This window comes from Actinomadura chibensis NBRC 106107 (assembly GCF_001552135.1).
GTDB classification, from domain to species: domain Bacteria; phylum Actinomycetota; class Actinomycetes; order Streptosporangiales; family Streptosporangiaceae; genus Spirillospora; species Spirillospora chibensis.
The window spans coordinates 112,729-128,352 of record NZ_BCQP01000004.1 but is presented as its reverse complement, the minus strand read 5'-3'; the positions used below and the strand labels follow the sequence as shown (position 1 = coordinate 128,352).

General features: G+C 74.1%; 11 protein-coding genes. 4 read left to right on the top strand and 7 right to left on the bottom strand.

Annotated features, from left to right (window positions below; translation table 11 throughout):
• The first annotated feature begins 66 nt into the window (after positions 1 to 66).
• Entirely contained in the window at positions 67 to 1,677 is a 1,611-nt protein-coding gene (locus ACH01S_RS02460) for a hypothetical protein (protein WP_083980213.1), read from the top strand.
• A 5-nt stretch (positions 1,678 to 1,682) separates the two neighbouring features.
• Here the strand turns inward: ACH01S_RS02460 and ACH01S_RS02455 are convergent, their stop codons facing one another.
• The 3 genes from ACH01S_RS02455 to ACH01S_RS02445 all read right to left on the bottom strand — a co-directional run bounded on the left by ACH01S_RS02455 (position 1,683) and on the right by ACH01S_RS02445 (position 3,638).
• Positions 1,683 to 2,003, bottom strand: coding sequence for a hypothetical protein (locus ACH01S_RS02455; protein ID WP_148344572.1), 321 nt, complete (start codon positions 2,001 to 2,003; stop codon positions 1,683 to 1,685).
• Positions 2,000 to 2,191: a hypothetical protein gene (locus ACH01S_RS02450; RefSeq protein WP_148344571.1), complete on the bottom strand. Its 192-nt coding sequence runs from the start codon at positions 2,189 to 2,191 to the stop codon at positions 2,000 to 2,002. The genes ACH01S_RS02455 and ACH01S_RS02450 overlap by 4 nt, the downstream gene beginning before the upstream one ends.
• A gap of 208 nt (positions 2,192 to 2,399) precedes the next feature.
• Positions 2,400 to 3,638 carry a helix-turn-helix domain-containing protein gene (locus ACH01S_RS02445; RefSeq protein WP_067884823.1) on the bottom strand — a complete coding sequence of 413 codons (1,239 nt, stop codon included), beginning with the start codon at positions 3,636 to 3,638 and terminating at the stop codon, positions 2,400 to 2,402.
• Positions 3,639 to 3,709: 71 nt separating this feature from the next.
• Between ACH01S_RS02445 and ACH01S_RS02440 the strand changes: the two genes are divergently transcribed.
• Positions 3,710 to 5,836, top strand: coding sequence for a DEAD/DEAH box helicase (locus ACH01S_RS02440; protein ID WP_174564851.1), 2,127 nt, complete (start codon positions 3,710 to 3,712; stop codon positions 5,834 to 5,836).
• 94 nt (positions 5,837 to 5,930) lie between these two features.
• Positions 5,931 to 6,323, top strand: a complete 393-nt coding sequence (locus tag ACH01S_RS02435; protein ID WP_067884819.1) for an OsmC family protein — start codon at positions 5,931 to 5,933, stop codon at positions 6,321 to 6,323.
• Positions 6,324 to 6,384: 61 nt separating this feature from the next.
• On the opposite strand, the gene ACH01S_RS02430 is transcribed toward ACH01S_RS02435, so the two are convergent.
• Positions 6,385 to 8,160 carry a glycoside hydrolase family 3 protein gene (locus ACH01S_RS02430; protein ID WP_169809193.1) on the bottom strand — a complete coding sequence of 592 codons (1,776 nt, stop codon included), beginning with the start codon at positions 8,158 to 8,160 and terminating at the stop codon, positions 6,385 to 6,387.
• Positions 8,161 to 8,265: 105 nt separating this feature from the next.
• Entirely contained in the window at positions 8,266 to 9,696 is a 1,431-nt protein-coding gene (locus ACH01S_RS02425; RefSeq protein ID WP_169809192.1) for an alpha/beta hydrolase, read from the bottom strand.
• A 473-nt stretch (positions 9,697 to 10,169) separates the two neighbouring features.
• Here ACH01S_RS02425 and ACH01S_RS02420 point away from each other — a divergent pair, with 473 nt between their 5' ends.
• Positions 10,170 to 11,099: a phosphatase PAP2 family protein gene (locus ACH01S_RS02420; RefSeq protein ID WP_246236932.1), complete on the top strand. Its 930-nt coding sequence runs from the start codon at positions 10,170 to 10,172 to the stop codon at positions 11,097 to 11,099.
• A gap of 32 nt (positions 11,100 to 11,131) precedes the next feature.
• On the opposite strand, the gene ACH01S_RS02415 is transcribed toward ACH01S_RS02420, so the two are convergent.
• Both ACH01S_RS02415 and glnA2 read right to left on the bottom strand, forming a co-directional pair.
• Positions 11,132 to 14,173 carry a bifunctional [glutamine synthetase] adenylyltransferase/[glutamine synthetase]-adenylyl-L-tyrosine phosphorylase gene (locus tag ACH01S_RS02415; RefSeq protein ID WP_067884817.1) on the bottom strand — a complete coding sequence of 1,014 codons (3,042 nt, stop codon included), beginning with the start codon at positions 14,171 to 14,173 and terminating at the stop codon, positions 11,132 to 11,134.
• 28 nt (positions 14,174 to 14,201) lie between these two features.
• Positions 14,202 to 15,563 (bottom strand): gamma-glutamylpolyamine synthetase GlnA2, encoded by a 1,362-nt coding sequence (glnA2, locus tag ACH01S_RS02410; RefSeq protein ID WP_067884815.1) that lies wholly within the window; start codon positions 15,561 to 15,563, stop codon positions 14,202 to 14,204.
• Positions 15,564 to 15,624: the final 61 nt, after the last annotated feature.

Genomic DNA, 15,624 nt, shown 5'->3' with positions numbered 1-15,624 from the left:
GGAGGGGGCTCGATGCCCACCGCGCCCTGGTTCTCACGGACACTTCACCCTCGTCACAGGCGCGCCGTGTCCACGGCGTTCACCGCCCTCGCGCTCACCGCCGCCGTCGCGGTGACCGGAACGCCGTCAGCGGCGGCCGACACGGCACCGCCGCCCGGAGAGCTCCCCACCGTCACCGCCGACCCGCTGCCGACCTGGCAGACCAACGGCACCGTCTGGACGGTCGAGATCGTCGGCGGCACCGTCTATGTCGGCGGCGCCTTCACCGCCATCCGGCCGCCCGGCGCCGCGCCGGGAGACCCCGCCGAACTCCCCCGCGCCAACCTGGCCGCCTTCGACGCCGCCACCGGACGGCCGCTGCCCTGGAACCCCGCCGTCGAGGCCAACGCCGGGCAGGAGGTCATCGTCTGGGACCTGGAATCCGCACCGGACGCCCGCACCCTCTACGTCGCCGGGAAGTTCACCAAGATCAACGGGCAGTCGCGGCCCCGGATCGGCTCCTTCACCCTGCCCACCGGCGCCCTCACCGGCTTCCGCCACGACCTGGACGCCGCCGCCGAAGCCCTCGCCGTCAGCGCCACCACCGTCTACACCGGCGGCAACTTCACCACCGCCGACGGTGCGTCCCGCCAACGCCTGGCCGCCTTCGACGCTGCCTCCGGGGCGCTCACCGCCTGGGCTCCGGCCGCCGACCGCCGCGTGATGTCGATGACGCTCTCCCCCGACCGGAGCCAGGTCGTCATCGGCGGCAAGTTCAACACCCTCAACGGCGTCGCCCCGCACGGGCTGGGCTCCGTCCGCACCGACGCCACCGGCACCAACGCCCCCTGGGAGACGGGCCTGGAGTACATCGACGACTCACGGCAGTCCTGGGCGACCGACCTGACAACCGACGACGACACCGTCTACGTCAGCGCCGCCGGTACCGGCACCTTCGACGGACGCTTGGCCGTCGATCCCGAGGGCGGTGTCCTGCGCTGGATCGACCACTGCAAAGGCGGGACGGAGACCATCAGCCTGCTCGGGGGCGTCCTGTACAGCGGTTCGCACGCCCACGACTGCGCCAGCCAGCCCGACGGGTTCCCGCAACTGGACAACGACGGCCACCAGCGCCTGCTCGCCGAACCCGCGAAACCCGACCCCGCCCGCTACGACACCCCGCCGATCCTGCACTGGTTCGCCGACACCAACGCGGCTCCCACCGACGGCCAAGGCCCCCGCGCCATGGACAACGACGGACACCGCCTCTGGGTCGGCGGCGACTTCACCACCGTGAACGGGCAGCCCCAACAGGGACTCACCCGTTTCGGTGATCTGACCGTCCAGAAGGACACCGGTTCACCTCAGCCGATCAAGGCACCCACGGTCACCAGGCCCGACGGGACCACCGGCGCCCTGACCGTCACCTGGACCCAGACCTGGGACCGCGACAACAGGCAACTGAAATACGAGGTCGTCCGCGACGGCGCCACCATCGTCCATGCCCTCGGTTCCCCCTCCAGATTCTGGGACCTGAAACCCCTCACCCATACCGACGCCGACCTGCCCCCGGGCAGCACCCACACCTACGCGATCCGCGCCATCGACCATTACGGGAACACCGTCCAATCCCCACCGAGCAACCCCGTCCAAACAGCCGGTCCGCAGGGCACCGTAAAGAGAACCGACCTCCAATAATCGGCTCACCGCCACCAGGGAAAGCGTCGGGTTCGCGCCCTGCGTCCGGACATCCGGGCGGCCGCTACGAATGGGGCGAGTCGGGCGGAGATTTCGATGCAGGAGCCGGTGAGGTCATGGCAGGGCCTGAGCGGGTCGCCGGTCGAGGAGATGAACCACGGCACGCCGCCCACGCCCGCTTTGACACTGATGCTCTCCCCGATGATCGGCGCGGACGGAGAGAAGACGCGCAGGAGCGCCGGTGTCACCTCGTAGCGCGGGACGCACGACCAGCCCGCGAACGCGAGCGCATCCGCAAGGGCGTCCAAGTGAGCGGTCGCCTTCATGCGCCGCGCCACACGATCGCACCGCTGCCCTTGTCACGCCACGCCTCGCCCACGATGTCAAGGTCGACGTAGGCGGCGCTGCCGTCCGGCGCGAGCGCGACCCGCCGCACCTCCCCGGACGCACCGGAGCCGAACCCGCGCATCGCCTCATGGACGTGCCGGATCGCGGCATTCCGATCATCGGTCACCCCGCCGCGAGCGACGTCCTCGCCCCGCACATCCCATGCGAACAGCCGTGGCGGTTGATTGTTGCTCGGCACGCTCGACGCACCCCTCCTGGACTGTGTTCATTTGGTCACGGAGAGCATGGGGTGCGGGCGTCGGCGCGAGGGCCGCGCTTCGCGCCCGTGCGCGCTGGGGTGCGCTGTGCGCCCCTGGTCGCGGGGCGCGGTGCGGTCACACGGGGAGGCCGAGGAGGCGGGCGAAGGCGTGGGCGCGGCGGGCGATCATGGGGCCGCCGTGGTCGACGGCGTCGGAGGCCATCTGGCGGGCCTGCGGCGAGTAGTGGACCGAGTCGTTGCAGACCGGGTAGGCGCGTTCGAGCCAGTCCAGCGCGGCGGAGTGGTCGCGCTGGCGGTGGTAGGTGCGGGCCGTCTCGACCATGAGGCGGGCGCGGCGCTCGCGGCTCGGGATCGTGTCCGGGTCGATGCGGCGGGCCTCGTCGCGGGCCGCCGAGGACTTCGACAGGTCGGCCCGCACTGATACCGCGTGCACGGCGACGTTGGACGAGCCGAACTGGGTCCACGGGTGGTGGTAGCCGGTGGGGAGTCGTTCCGCCGTGGTCTGTGCTTCGTCCAGGTAGCGGAGCGCGTCGCCTTCGCGGCCGTCTCGGGCGCTCGACGTGGCGGCGTGCAGAAGAAGGGCGCCATACATGGCGCGGAGTTCGACGGGCCCGGTTTCCAGGCGGGGTCTGAGGAGGTTCGCCGCCTCGTTGACGAGTCCGAGTGCGCCGTCAACGTCGCCCATGGACCGCTGGACGATCGCCAGCGTCCACGCCGCGCCCGCCAGGGAGAGCGGCTGGTCGGCGGTGTGGGCGGCGGCCACGCCGCGGTCGGCGACGACCCAGACCAGTTCGGGCTCGGCCGCCCAGACGAGTTCGTGCTGCACGAGCGCGTACACGTCCGAGAGGAGGGCGTTGGCCGCGCGTCGCTCGTCGCCCTCGGTCACGCGCACGGCGACGCGGGCGTCGCGGAGGAGGGCGGGGAGAATGCGGCCGACGTCGGTGCGGTGCGTGGGCGAGCCGTGCCAGAGCCGCCACGCCTGCGCGGTGCGGGACGCCAGCGCCGCGACGTCCGCGCCCGGCGCGGTGACGGTGAGCAGCGGTTCGCGGACGGCGTCCCGGATCGCCGGGACCGCGTCATGCGGGATGCGGGAGAAGGACGCGACCGGGATGGACGCCGCGTCGCCGAGGTCCATGTCGGTGCCCGCGAGCAACGCGACGTCGCCCACGCCGAGCGCCTCGGCCAGCCGCACCAGGGTCGGCAGCCGGGGCGGCAGGCGCCGCCCGTTCTCGATGCCCTTCAGCCAGGACGCGGACTTCCCGACGAGCCCGGCGAGCGTCGGACGCGTCAGCCCCTTGCGCTCCCGGAGGACCTGGATGCGCTCACCGGTGCGTCTTCCCGCCAGATCGTCCATGCCGTCCAGGCTAAGGCGGGGTGTCGGGGGGCGCTGGCATCATGTGGCGGGGTTTGCGGTTAGGGGTCGGGATGGCATACGAGTCGAAGGGCGTCCTGCGGGACGGGAGGTCGCTGCTCGGCGCCGCCCGCGACCTGCTGGGCGACCATCGGCGGGCCGTGGCGGAGGTGCAGAAGGCGCTGGCGCCGTTGCGGAAGGAGGCGGCGCGGGAGCAGCTCGCGTCGATTCCGGTCGCGCGGTTGAAGGACGTCACCGAGGGGCGGCTGCGGCTCGGGCCCCTGGAGGACGCCGGGTTCGCGAGCGTCGCCGACGTCCTGGACACTCCCCCGTACCGGTTGCAGTTGATCCCCGGTGTCGGGCCGCAGACGGCGAAGCAGCTGCACGCGGCGGCGGGGAGTCTCGCGGAGGCGGCGGAGCGGTCGGCGGCCGTGCGCGTCGACGTCGGGCGGCGCGACGAGGTCATGACGCCGGTGGTCGTCGCGCTGCACCGGCTCGTGAACGCCGGGCCCGACCTGCCCAAGGCGCGGACGGCCGCGCACGAGGTCAGCGCGCGGCTCGGGCCGCTCGTGCGGGACGCGCGGCCCGCCGGGTCGTGGTGGCGGCGGATCCTCGCGGGACCGGCGCGGCGGGAGCGGGCGCGGGCGGCGGTCGGCGAGCTGGCGGAGGCGCTGCGGGCGTCCGGGCGGAGCCGGTTGCTGATGTCGCAGGCGTCGGTCGACCTGCTGCGTCCCGAGGTGTCGGCCGACGAGGCGTGGATCGACTTCGAGCTGCGGGCGTCCGAGTACCAGACCGTCCTCGCGGAACTCGCGGCGCTGGAGCCGGAGGCCGCCGAGGGGTTCCTGCCGGACGACCTTGCCGCGCGGGTCAAGGCCCAGCCCCTCGACGACGCCTACCGGCGGGTGTCGCTGCGGGGCTACCAGGCGTTCGGGGCGCGGTTCGCGCTCGTCCAGCGGCGGGTGATCCTCGGCGACGAGATGGGGCTCGGCAAGACGGTCCAGGCCATCGCCGCGATCGCGCATCTGAGGGCGCGGGGAGCGACGCACTTCCTCGTGGCGTGCCCGGCCAGCGTGCTGATCAACTGGCTGCGCGAGATCGAGTCGCGCAGCGCGCTCGCCGCGCACCCGCTGCACGGATCGGGACGGGCGGCGGCGCTGCGGAGATGGGCCGCGGACGGCGGCGTCGCCGTGACGACGCTCGCCACCCTGCACGCCCTGGAAATACCGGAAAGCGTCGATATCGGCATGTTCGTCGTGGACGAAGCGCACTACGCCAAGAACCACGAAACCCGCCGTGCGAAGGCCGTCGCCCGGTGGTGCGCGCGGACGGAGAACGTCCTCTTCCTGACGGGCACGCCGATGGAGAACCGGGTGGAGGAGTTCCGCAGCCTGGTCGCACACCTGAGCCCGGAGGTCGCGAAGCGGATCCGGCCGAGCGACGCGGCGCTCGGCCCGCGCGCGTTCCGGGCCGCGGTCGCGCCCGTCTACCTGCGCCGCAACCAGCGGGAGGTCCTCACGGAGCTGCCCGAACTCGTCCACGTGGACGAGCTGGAGGAGTTCAGCCGGGCGGACGCGCGGGCCTACCGGCGGGCCGTCGCGGCCGGGAACTTCATGGCGATGCGGCGGGCCGCGTACGCCGTCCCGAAGCGGTCGGCCAAGCTCAGCCGCCTGGTGGAGCTGGTCGGCGAGGCGGCGGAGAACGACCTGAAGGTCGTCGTCTTCTCCTATTTCCGGGACGTGCTGGAGACCGTGCGGCAGGCCCTCCCGCAGGCACGCGGGCCGATCTCCGGCGACGTCCCCGCGGCGCGCCGCCAGGAGCTGGTGGACGCGTTCACCGCCCAGGCCGGACACGCCGTCCTGCTGGCGCAGATCCAGGCGGGCGGGGTCGGGCTGAACCTCCAGGCCGCGTCCGTAGTGATCATCTGCGAGCCGCAGGTGAAGCCGACCATGGAGACGCAGGCGGTCGCCCGCGCGCACCGGATGGGGCAGGTCCGGACGGTGCAGGTGCACCGCCTCCTCACCCCCGGCGGCGTGGACGCCCGCATGCTGGAGATCCTCCACGACAAGACCCGGCTGTTCGACGAGTACGCCCGCTACAGCGACCTCGCCGAGCGGACGCCGGACGCGGTCGACGTCTCCGAGCAGTCCCTCGCCCGGCGGATCGTCGAGGACGAGCAGCGGCGCCTCGGCACGTCGTCCTGAGGCACCTCGTCCCGAGGCACGTCGCCCCGGCCGCCGGGCATAACCGGCCGGGGGCCGCTGTTCACGCGGACACCAGACGATCAGAGGGGATGTCATGGCCGAGGTCAGGGTGGAGCGCACCGACGACGGCTTCCAGGCCGTCAACGCGCGGGGCGCGAAGGTCGCCATCGGCGACGGCGACGCCGAGGGCGTCTTCACGCCGGTCGAACTGCTGCTCGCGGCGCTCGGCGGCTGCGAGCTCGTGACCGTGGAGCCGCTGACGGCGAAGCGCGGGCACCGGATGGCGCGGCTCGCCGCGCGCGTCCAGGCCGACAAGGTCGCGACGAGCACGCTCGGGACGATCACCGTCACCTACGACGTGGAGCTCCCCGAGGGCGACGGCAAGGCCGCCGACGTGCTGAAGGCCGTCGCGGAGCGCGTGCACGAGAAGTACTGCACGGTCGGCAACGCGCTCCGCGAGCCGATGCGGGTCGACCAGGTCGTCTGACCCCGCCCGAGCACGCCGGTCCGGGTGCGCCGGTCAGGGGGCGGCGCACCCGGACGGGCGGTCAGTAGCGCAGGCCGTGCCCGTACGGGTAGAGGCCCTTGATCGTGACCGGGAGGCGTCCGCCGGGCTGCTCGCCGAACAGGACCCGGGCGGCGGCCTTGTGCATGGTCAGGTCGATCCGCTGGGTCCGGGCAGTGGTCCCGTAGGTGGCGATGTAGGCGGGGACGTCCGGGTACGAGGCGATGTCGTACGGCAGCCCGATCGCGACCGCCGCCACCGGCTTCCCGGTCGCCCGCAGCGCCTCGACGAGCCTCGCCTGCCCGGCGGGCAGCTTCCCGGACGAGTACGTCGCGACGACGACCCGGTCCGCGGCCCCGGCGCGCCGGACGGCCTCGGCGATCTCGGCGTCGGTCGGGTCGGTGGTCGCGGCCTGCCAGCCCTCCACCGGCCCGCGCGCGACCTTGGCGATCTCGTCGGCGAACACCGGGGTCTGGACGACGCCCGCGACGAGCGTCCGCTCCGCGTCGTCCGGGTCGAACGGCAGCACCCGGCCCTCCTCCTCACCCCGGCCCTCGGTCTTACCGCGGCTCTCGTTCTTTACCAGGGTCGTCGCGGCGAGGCCCATCTTCAGGGCGCGGCGCTGGAAGGCGGCGTTCCCGGACACCTTCTCGGCGAGCCGCGGGTCGGCGTACCGGTGTTCGGCCACCCTGTACTTGCACTTGAGCGCGAGGACGCGGCGGACGGACTCGTCCACCCGCGCCCGGCTGAGCGAGCCGTCGCGGAGGGCGTCGGCGAGGGCGCCGACCGCCTCGACGTGCGCGGTGTAGTCGCCGGTCGACATGATCACGTCGGCCCCGGCCTCGACGGCCATGACGGTGGCCTGGCGGGTGCCCCAGTGCTTGTCGATCGCGTCCATGTCCATGGCGTCGGTGACGATCAGGCCGCGGAAGCCCATCTGCTCGCGGAGCAGCCCGGTCAGCACCTTGGGGGACAGCGTGGCGGGCAGGTCCGGGTCGATCGCCTTGACGATGACGTGCGCCGTCATGATCGCGTCGGCCCCGGCCGCGATGCCGCGCGCGAACGGCGGCAGGTGGACGCTTTCGAGCGTCGCCCGGTCGTAGGTGACGGCGGGCAGCTCCAGGTGGCTGTCGAACTCGGTGTCGCCGTGCCCCGGGAAGTGCTTGGGCGTGGCGATCATCCCGGCCGCGCGGTAGGCGCGGACCTGCGCCTCCGCGAGCCCGGCGACGAGGTCGGTCCGCTCGCCGAAGGACCGGACGCCGATGATCGGGTTGGCCGGGTTCGTGTTCACGTCGGACACGGGGGCGTAGTTCCAGTGGAAGCCCATCGCGCGGGCCTCCGCCGCCGTGATCACGGCGGCCTCGCGGGCAAGCCCGGGGTCGCGGGCCGCGCCGAGGCCCATCGCGTTCGGCAGCGGGGTCGTCCCCTCGCGGACGTTGTGCGTGGTGCCGAACTCGAAGTCGCCGGAGACGAGCAGCGGCAGGCCGAGCCGGGTGCCGCGCGCCCAGTCCTGGATCCGGTTCGCGTAGCGGGCGGCGAGGCCGGGCGTGCGCGGCTCGGACGTGATGACCGACCCGATCTTCAAGTCCTGGATGGCGGTGCGGGTGTGCTCGGCCGGCATTCCGTCCGGCCCGTCCTCGGTGACGGCCATGACCATCTGGCCGACCTTCTCCGCGTCGGTCATCCGGGCGAGCTGCGCGTCCGGGTCGCAGCCCCGCGCGGGCCCCGGCGGCGCCTGCGCGCGGACCGGCGGGGCGAGCGCCAGCGCGAGGGCCGCGGCCGCGGCGATGGACACGATGGTTCGGCCGCCGTTCATCATCAGCCTCTCTCCTCGGCTCATTGGTCTAGACCAGTCCATGCCGGCGACTTGATCAAGAGGCAGATGTTGCCAAAGCTCCCCGCGCCCGGGTGGCGGGGGCGGGCCTCAGCCGCAGGTCGTCCCGGCGGCCGGGACGGTCCCCTGGAGGAGGTAGGCGTGCACGTTCCGGCGGACGCACGGGTCGCCGGTGTCGTAGGCGCCGTGCCCCTCCCCCCTGAGGGTGAGGAGCGTCGCCCGTCCGCCGAGCCTCCGGGTGAGCGCCGCCGCCCACGCGTACGGGGTGGCGGGGTCGCCGGTGTTGCCGACGACGAGGATCGGCGCCGCCGCCGGGGCGGAAACCTCGCGGGCCGCGTCGTCGCCCTTCACCGGCCAGCCGGTGCACTGGAGCAGCCCCCAGGCCATCGACGCGCCGAACGCCGGCGAGGCGGCGCGGAAGCGCGGCAGCAGCCGCCGGACGTCGGCCGGGGAGTAGCGGTCGGTGCCGTCCGCGCAGGTGATCGCGGTGTTCGCGGCGGTCAGGCCGGTGTAGGCGCCGTTCTCGCGGCGGCCGTTCTGGACGTCGGCGAGCATGAGCAGCAGCGACCCGTCGCGGCGCTTGACCGCGTCGACGAGGCCCTGCGCGAGGTACGGCCAGGCCTCCCTGGAGTAGAGCCCGGCGGCGACGCCGGTCGTCCCGAGGCTCTGGGTCAGGTGGCGGCGGCGCCCGGACGTCCGCAGCGGCTTGGCGTCGAGCCCCGCGAGGATCCGCCGGGTGGACGCGACGACGGCCGGGCCGTCCGCCCCGAGCGGGCAGTCCTTCGGGCCGAGCCGGGCGCAGGCCGCGCCGAAGTCGCGCAGCGCGCGCTCGAACCCGGCGGCCTGCTGGAGCGCGAGGTCGGCGCCGCGCAGGCCGGTGTCGACGGCCCCGTCGAGGACGGCGCGGCCGACCCGTCCCGGGAACTGGTGCGCGTAGTTCCCGCCGAGCCAGGTGCCGTAGGAGATCCCGAAGTAGTTGAGGCGCTCCTCGCCGAGCGCGGCGCGGATCAGGTCCATGTCGCGGGCCGCGTTCACGGTGCCGACGTGGGGCAGGAGTCTGCCGGAGTGGGTCGCGCACCCGCGGGTGAAGGCGGCGCGGCCGTCCATGTAGGCCTTCTCCTCGGCCGGGGTGTCGGGGCTGTCGTCGCGGGCGAACAGGTCGTCCAGGGTCCGGGACCCGGCGCAGCGCACCGGGGCGCTGCGGCCGACGCCGCGCGGGTCGAAGCCGACCAGGTCGTAGCGGGCGCCGAGGTCGGCGTACTCGCCCGCGACCTGGGCGAGGGTGTCGACGCCGTCGCCGCCGGGCCCGCCGAAGTTGAACAGCAGCGAGCCGAGCCGGTGCCGCCGGTCGGCGGCGGGCGCCTTGACCAGCGCGATCCCGATCTTCCCAGCGGACTGCCGGGCGTAGTCGAGGGGGACCTCCAGCGTCGCGCAGCGGAACCCGCCGCGCGGGGCCTTCGTCCCGGGGGCCGGGCGGGGCAGGCCCTTGCACCGCGTCCAGGCCGGCGGCTTGACGATCACGGGCGCCGGAACCCCGCCGCGCGGATTCGTTCCGGCCGGAACCGTCCCGCCAGGGATCTTCCCGCCCGGAACCGTCCCGCCGGGGACCGGGCCGCGCGAGACCGTGGCGCGCGGAACCGTTTCGCGCGCCGCCGCAAGCCGATCGCCCGTTCCGGACGCCCCCGCGGCCAGACCGGATGCGGCCAGGGCGCCGACACCGACGGCCACAATGCCGCGTATCGCCGTAAATTGCCCCATTCGTCCCCCCGTTCACATCACGGGGGGCGATCGTGATCTACCCAGCGCCTCCTATGCTGACTCCTGATCAACTCCATAAGGGTCCGCGACGGGGGTAGGAGCGGAGAGGGATCGGTCCCTCGGTCCCTCCCCCGAAAGTTCGGATACCGCATCAGGGTCGTACTACTCAAGGCTGAGATGAAGACCATTCGTCGCGGTGATCTCATCGAGGGGGCCCAGCGGCAAAGATAGGTAGCATGGCTCAATCCGCCCCCCCAGCAGCCCGCCGAGGCCAGGCCCACCAGGCCGGGTCCGGCGAGCGGCGCAAGCCGGCCGCGACGATGCGGCGCCGCTTGCTCACCGCGCCTCCGGTGTGGCGTGAGCTTCTCCTCGTCGTGCTCTTCTATACCGGCTATACGCTGACGCGCATCGTCCTGGTTCAGGACGGCACCGGGCCCGCGTTCGCGCACGCCGACCAGATCCTGCGCGCCGAGCGGTTCCTGGGGCTGGACGTCGAGCTGCACCTCAACCAGACGCTCCTCGGGGTGCCGTGGCTCGCCCGCACCGCCAACATCTTCTACGCCACGATGCACTTCGCCGTGACGCTCGTCGTGGTGGTCTGGCTGTACCGGTACCGCCCGCAGTACTACCGGTGGCTCCGCACGTCGATCATGCTCGCCACCGGCGTGGCGCTGATCGGGTTCTGGCAGTACCCGCTGGCGCCGCCGCGCTTCCTGCACAGCGAGGGCTTCGTCGACCCGGTGACCGCGCTGCACTCCCTCGGCCTGTACGCCAGCGACGCGTCCGGGAGCCTCACCAACCAGTACGCGGCGATGCCGTCCATGCACGCCGGGTGGTCGCTGTGGTGCGGCCTCATCCTGGTGAAGCTGGCGTCGCAGAAATGGGCCAAGGCGCTCGGAGCGCTCTACCCCGTGACGACCGTGTTCGTGATCCTGTCCACGGCGAACCACTACGTGCTGGACGCCGTCGCCGGGATCGCGCTGATCGGCGGCTCGCTCTGGATCTCCTGGATCCTCTACGAGAGGTGCCCGGCGCCGCTCGTCCTCGCGCGGGTCCGCGTCTCGGACCGGATCGCGCAGCGCACGCGGCGGAGCACCGGCTCGCGTCCGGGCAAGGCGAGCCCCGGCTCGGCCGCCACCGGCGGCGCCACCCGCTCCGGCTGCTAGCGGGCCGCGTCGTCCCGGCACGGCCCGCCCGGCTAGTCGGCGCCGTAGAAGACGCGGTCGACGACGGCGCGGGCGCGGCGGGTGTGGCGCCGGTGGTCCTCCAGCAGGTCGCCCGGGCTCGGGTAGCCGAGCACGCGGCCGACCGCGCTGCGCTCCCGGTGGTGGTCGCTCGGCAGCAGGTCGGACGCGCGGCCCCGCACCAGCATGACCGCGCCCCGGATGCGGGTCGCGAGCCGCCACGCCTCGGCGAGGACGGCCGCGTCCTCGGCGTCCAGGAGCCCGGCGGCGGCCGCCGCGTCCAGCGCGTCGAGGGTGCGGGTGGTGCGCAGCCCCGGCTCCGCGTGGGCGTGCCGGAGCTGCAGGAGCTGGACGACCCACTCCACGTCCGCGAGCCCGCCCGGCCCGAGCTTCGTGTGCAGCCGCCGGTCGACGCCGCGCGGCAGCCGCTCCGACTCCATCCGCGCCTTCAGCCGCCTGATCTGCCGGACGGCGTCGTCGCCGATCCCGTCCCGCGGCCAGCGGACCGGGTCGATCACGGCGCGGAACCGCTCGCGCAGCCCGGGGTCGCCGATCAGCGGGTCGGCGCGCAGCAGCGCCTGCGCCTCCCAGGGCTCCGACCAGCGCGCGTAGTAGGCGGCGTAGGACGCGAGCGTGCGGACGAGCGGCCCCTGCCGCCCCTCCGGGCGCAGGTTCGGGTCGATCTCCAGCGGCGGGTCGGGCGCGGGCAGCGCCAGCAGGCGGCGCAGCTCCTCGGCGACGGCGTGCGCGGCGCGCCCGGCGGCCGTCTCGTCCGCGCCGGGCGCCGGGTCGTGGACGAACATCACGTCGGCGTCGCTGCCGTAGCCGAGTTCGTGCCCGCCGAACCGGCCCATCGCGACGACGGCCATCCGGGTGGGCAGTGGCGCCCCCGCCGCCGTCTCGATCTTGTGGACGGCGGCGAGCAGCGCCGCCTCGACGGTCCCGGCGGCGATGTCGGTGAGGGCCTCGCCGACCGCCCGGACGTCGGCGAGGCCGAGCAGGTCGGCGACCGCCACCCGGAACAGCTCCCGCCGCCGCAGCGCCCGGACCACCCCGGCCGCCTCCTCCACCCGCCCCTGCGGCGCGCGCCCGGAGCCGCCCTCGGTGTGCCGCCGGACCGCCGCGAGCAGCTCCGCGCGCAGCCCGGCGGCCGGGCGCGGGGACAGGTCGCCGTCGCTGCCGAGCATCGCGACCGCCTCCGGGGCGCGCAGCAGCAGGTCCGTCGCGTACCGGCTGGAGCCGAGGACCCAGGCCATCCGCTCGGCGACGGTCACCTCGTCGCGGAGCAGCCGCAGGTACCAGGGGGTGGTGCCGAGCGCGTCGCTGACCTGCCGGAACCCGAGCAGGCCCGCGTCCGGGTCGGGGGCGTCGGCGAACCAGCCGAGCATGACCGGCAGCAGCGTCCGCTGGATCGCGGCCCGCCGCGACACCCCGGACGTCAGCGCCTCGATGTGGCGCAGCGCGCCCGCCGGGTCGGCGTAGCCGAGCGCCTCCAGCCGGGCGCGGGCCGCCTCCGGCGTCAGCCGCGCCTCCTCCCCCGGCAGCCGCGCCACGGCCCGCAGCAGCGGACGGTAGAACAGCTTCTCGTGGATGCGGCGGACCTCGCGGGCGTGCCGCCGCCACAGCGCGGTGAACTCCCCCACCGGGTCGGTGCGCAGCCCGAGCGCCCGGCCGAGGCGGCGCAGGTCGGCCTCGTCGTCCGGGACGAGGTGGGTCCGCCGCAGCCGGTGCAGCTGGACGAGGTGCTCCACCCGCCGCAGGAACCGGTACGCCGAGGCCAGCGCCGCCGCGTCGTCGCGCCCGACGTAGCCGCCCCGGGACAGGTCGGCGAGCGCGTCCAGGGTGGCGCGGGCGCGGAGCGTCCCGTCGGCCCGGCCGTGCACGAGCTGGAGGAGCTGGACGGCGAACTCCACGTCCCGCAGCCCGCCCGGCCCTAGCTTGAGCTGCCGCTCGGAGTCGGCGGTGCGCTGGTTCAGGTCGGCCTCCACGCGGCGGCGCATGGCCTGGACGTCCTCGACGAAGCTCTCGCCCTCGGCCGCGTCCCACACGATCGGGGTGATCGCGTCGAGGTAGCGGGCGCCGAGGCCGGCGTCGCCCGCGACCGGACGGGCCTTCAGCAGCGCCTGGAACTCCCACGTCTTGGCCCACCGCCCGTAGTAGGCGCGGTGGCTCGCGAGCGTCCGGACGAGCGGCCCCGCCTTCCCCTCGGGGCGCAGGGCGGCGTCCACCTCCCAGAGCGCGCCCTCCTCCGTCGAGGACGAGCAGGCCCGCATCATCGCCGACGCCAGCCGGGTCGCGGCGCGCAGGGCGGAGTCCTCGTCCGCGCCGTCCCGCGCTTCCGCCACGAAGACCACGTCGACGTCGCTGACGTAGTTCAGCTCGCGCGCCCCGCACTTGCCCATGCCGATCACGGCGAGCCGGCACGTCCGGTGCTCGGGGACCTCGGCGCGGCCGACCGCGAGCCCCGCCTCCAGCGCGGCGGCGGCGAGGTCGGCCAGCTCGGCGGCGACGTCCGCGACGTCGGCGACGCCGATCAGGTCGCGGCCGGCGAGGGCGAGCAGCCGCCTGCGGTAGGCGACGCGCAGCGCGACCAGCGCCCGCGGCCCGCACCCGGACGCCACCGGCTCCGCCGCCGTCGGGTCGGCGCCGACCGCCGCGAGCAGGTCGTAGCGGGGGCTCCCGGCGGGCCCGTCACGGCCGTCGCGCAGCACCTCCCAGTGCCCCGGATGCCGGGCGAGGTGGTCGCCGAGCGCCGCGCTCACCCCGAGGACGGCGGTGAGCCGCTCCCGCGTCCCGGGCTCGGCGCGCAGCGCGTCCCGCAGCTCGGCGCCGACGCCGTGGGCGTCGGCGGCCTCGAACAGCCGCAGCAGCCCGTGCAGCGCGAGGTCGGGGTCGGCGGTGCCGCCGAGCGCGTCGAGGAGGTCGTCGCCGGGCGCGAAGCCGCCGCGCTCGGCGTCCAGCAGCAGCCGCTCGGCGCGGGCGGCGGCGGTGAAGCCGAGCCTCGCCAGCCGTCCGGCGAGGGACGATCGGCGCTCTGGCGTGCGGGACCCGGTCACCGCTCCACCGTAGACCGGACGGCCCCGGTCACAGGACGGCGAGCAGCCGCTTGCGCTCGAACTCGGTCACCTGGCGGCGGTAGTCCTCCCACTCCTGCCGCTTGTTGCGCAGGAAGAAGTCGAACACGTGCTCGCCGAGGATGTCGGCCATCAGCTCGCTCCGCTCCATCGCGTGGATCGCCTCGTCGAGGTTCTGCGGGAGCGGCTCGATGCCGAGGGCGCGGCGCTCGGCGACGGTGAGCGCCCAGACGTCGTCCTCGGCGCCGGGCGGCAGCTCGTAGCCCTCCTCGATGCCCTTCAGCCCCGCGCCGAGGATCGCCGCGAACGCCAGGTAGGGGTTCGCGGCCGTGTCCAGCGACCGGAACTCGATGCGCGTCGAGTGCCCCTTGTGCGGCTTGTACATCGGCACCCGGACGAGCGCCGAGCGGTTGTTGTGCCCCCAGCAGATGTACGACGGGGCCTCTCCCCCGGCGCCCGCCGCCGACCCGACGTTCCCCCACAGCCGCTTGTAGGAGTTGACCCACTGGTTGCACACGGCGGTGATCTCCGCGGAGTGGCGCAGCAGGCCCGCGATGAACGCCCGTCCCGCCTTGGACAGCTTGTACTCCGCGCCCGGCTCGTAGAAGGCGTTGCGGTCGCCCTCGAACAGCGACATGTGCGTGTGCATGCCTGAGCCGGGGTGCTCCGTGAACGGCTTCGGCATGAACGAGGCGAACACGCCCTGCTCCAGCGCGACCTCCTTCATCACCAGCCGGAACGTCATGATGTTGTCGGCGGTGGTGAGCGCGTCGGCGTACCTGAGGTCGATCTCCTGCTGGCCGGGGGCGCCCTCGTGGTGGCTGAACTCCACCGAGATGCCCATCGCCTCCAGCATCGTGATCGCGTTGCGGCGGAAGTCGTGCGCGGCGCTGTGCGGGGTGTGGTCGAAGTAGCCGCCCGCGTCCGCCGGCTCGGGCTCGCGCCCGTCCTCCGGCTTGTCGTTGAGCAGGAAGAACTCGATCTCGGGGTGGGTGTAGAAGGTGAACCCGAGGTCGGCGGCGCGGGCCAGCGCGCGCTTCAGGACGTAGCGCGGGTCGGCGAAGCTCGGCGTGCCGTCCGGCATGAGGATGTCGCAGAACATGCGTCCGACGCCGGGCGACTCCGACCGCCACGGCAGCACCTGGAACGTGGACGGGTCCGGCTTGGCGATCATGTCGGCCTCGTACACCCGGGCGAAGCCCTCGATGGCCGACCCGTCGAACCCGATCCCCTCGCCGAAGGCGCCCTCCAGCTCGGCGGGCGCGACGGCCACGGACTTGAGGAACCCGAGCACGTCGGTGAACCACAGCCGGATGAAGCGGATGTCGCGCTCCTCCAGCGTGCGGAGCACGAACTCCTGCTGACGGTCCAAAGCCTTCTCCCTCGACGCTGCCCTGCTACCACGCAGTATGCCCGGTCGCTGTTACCGGGAC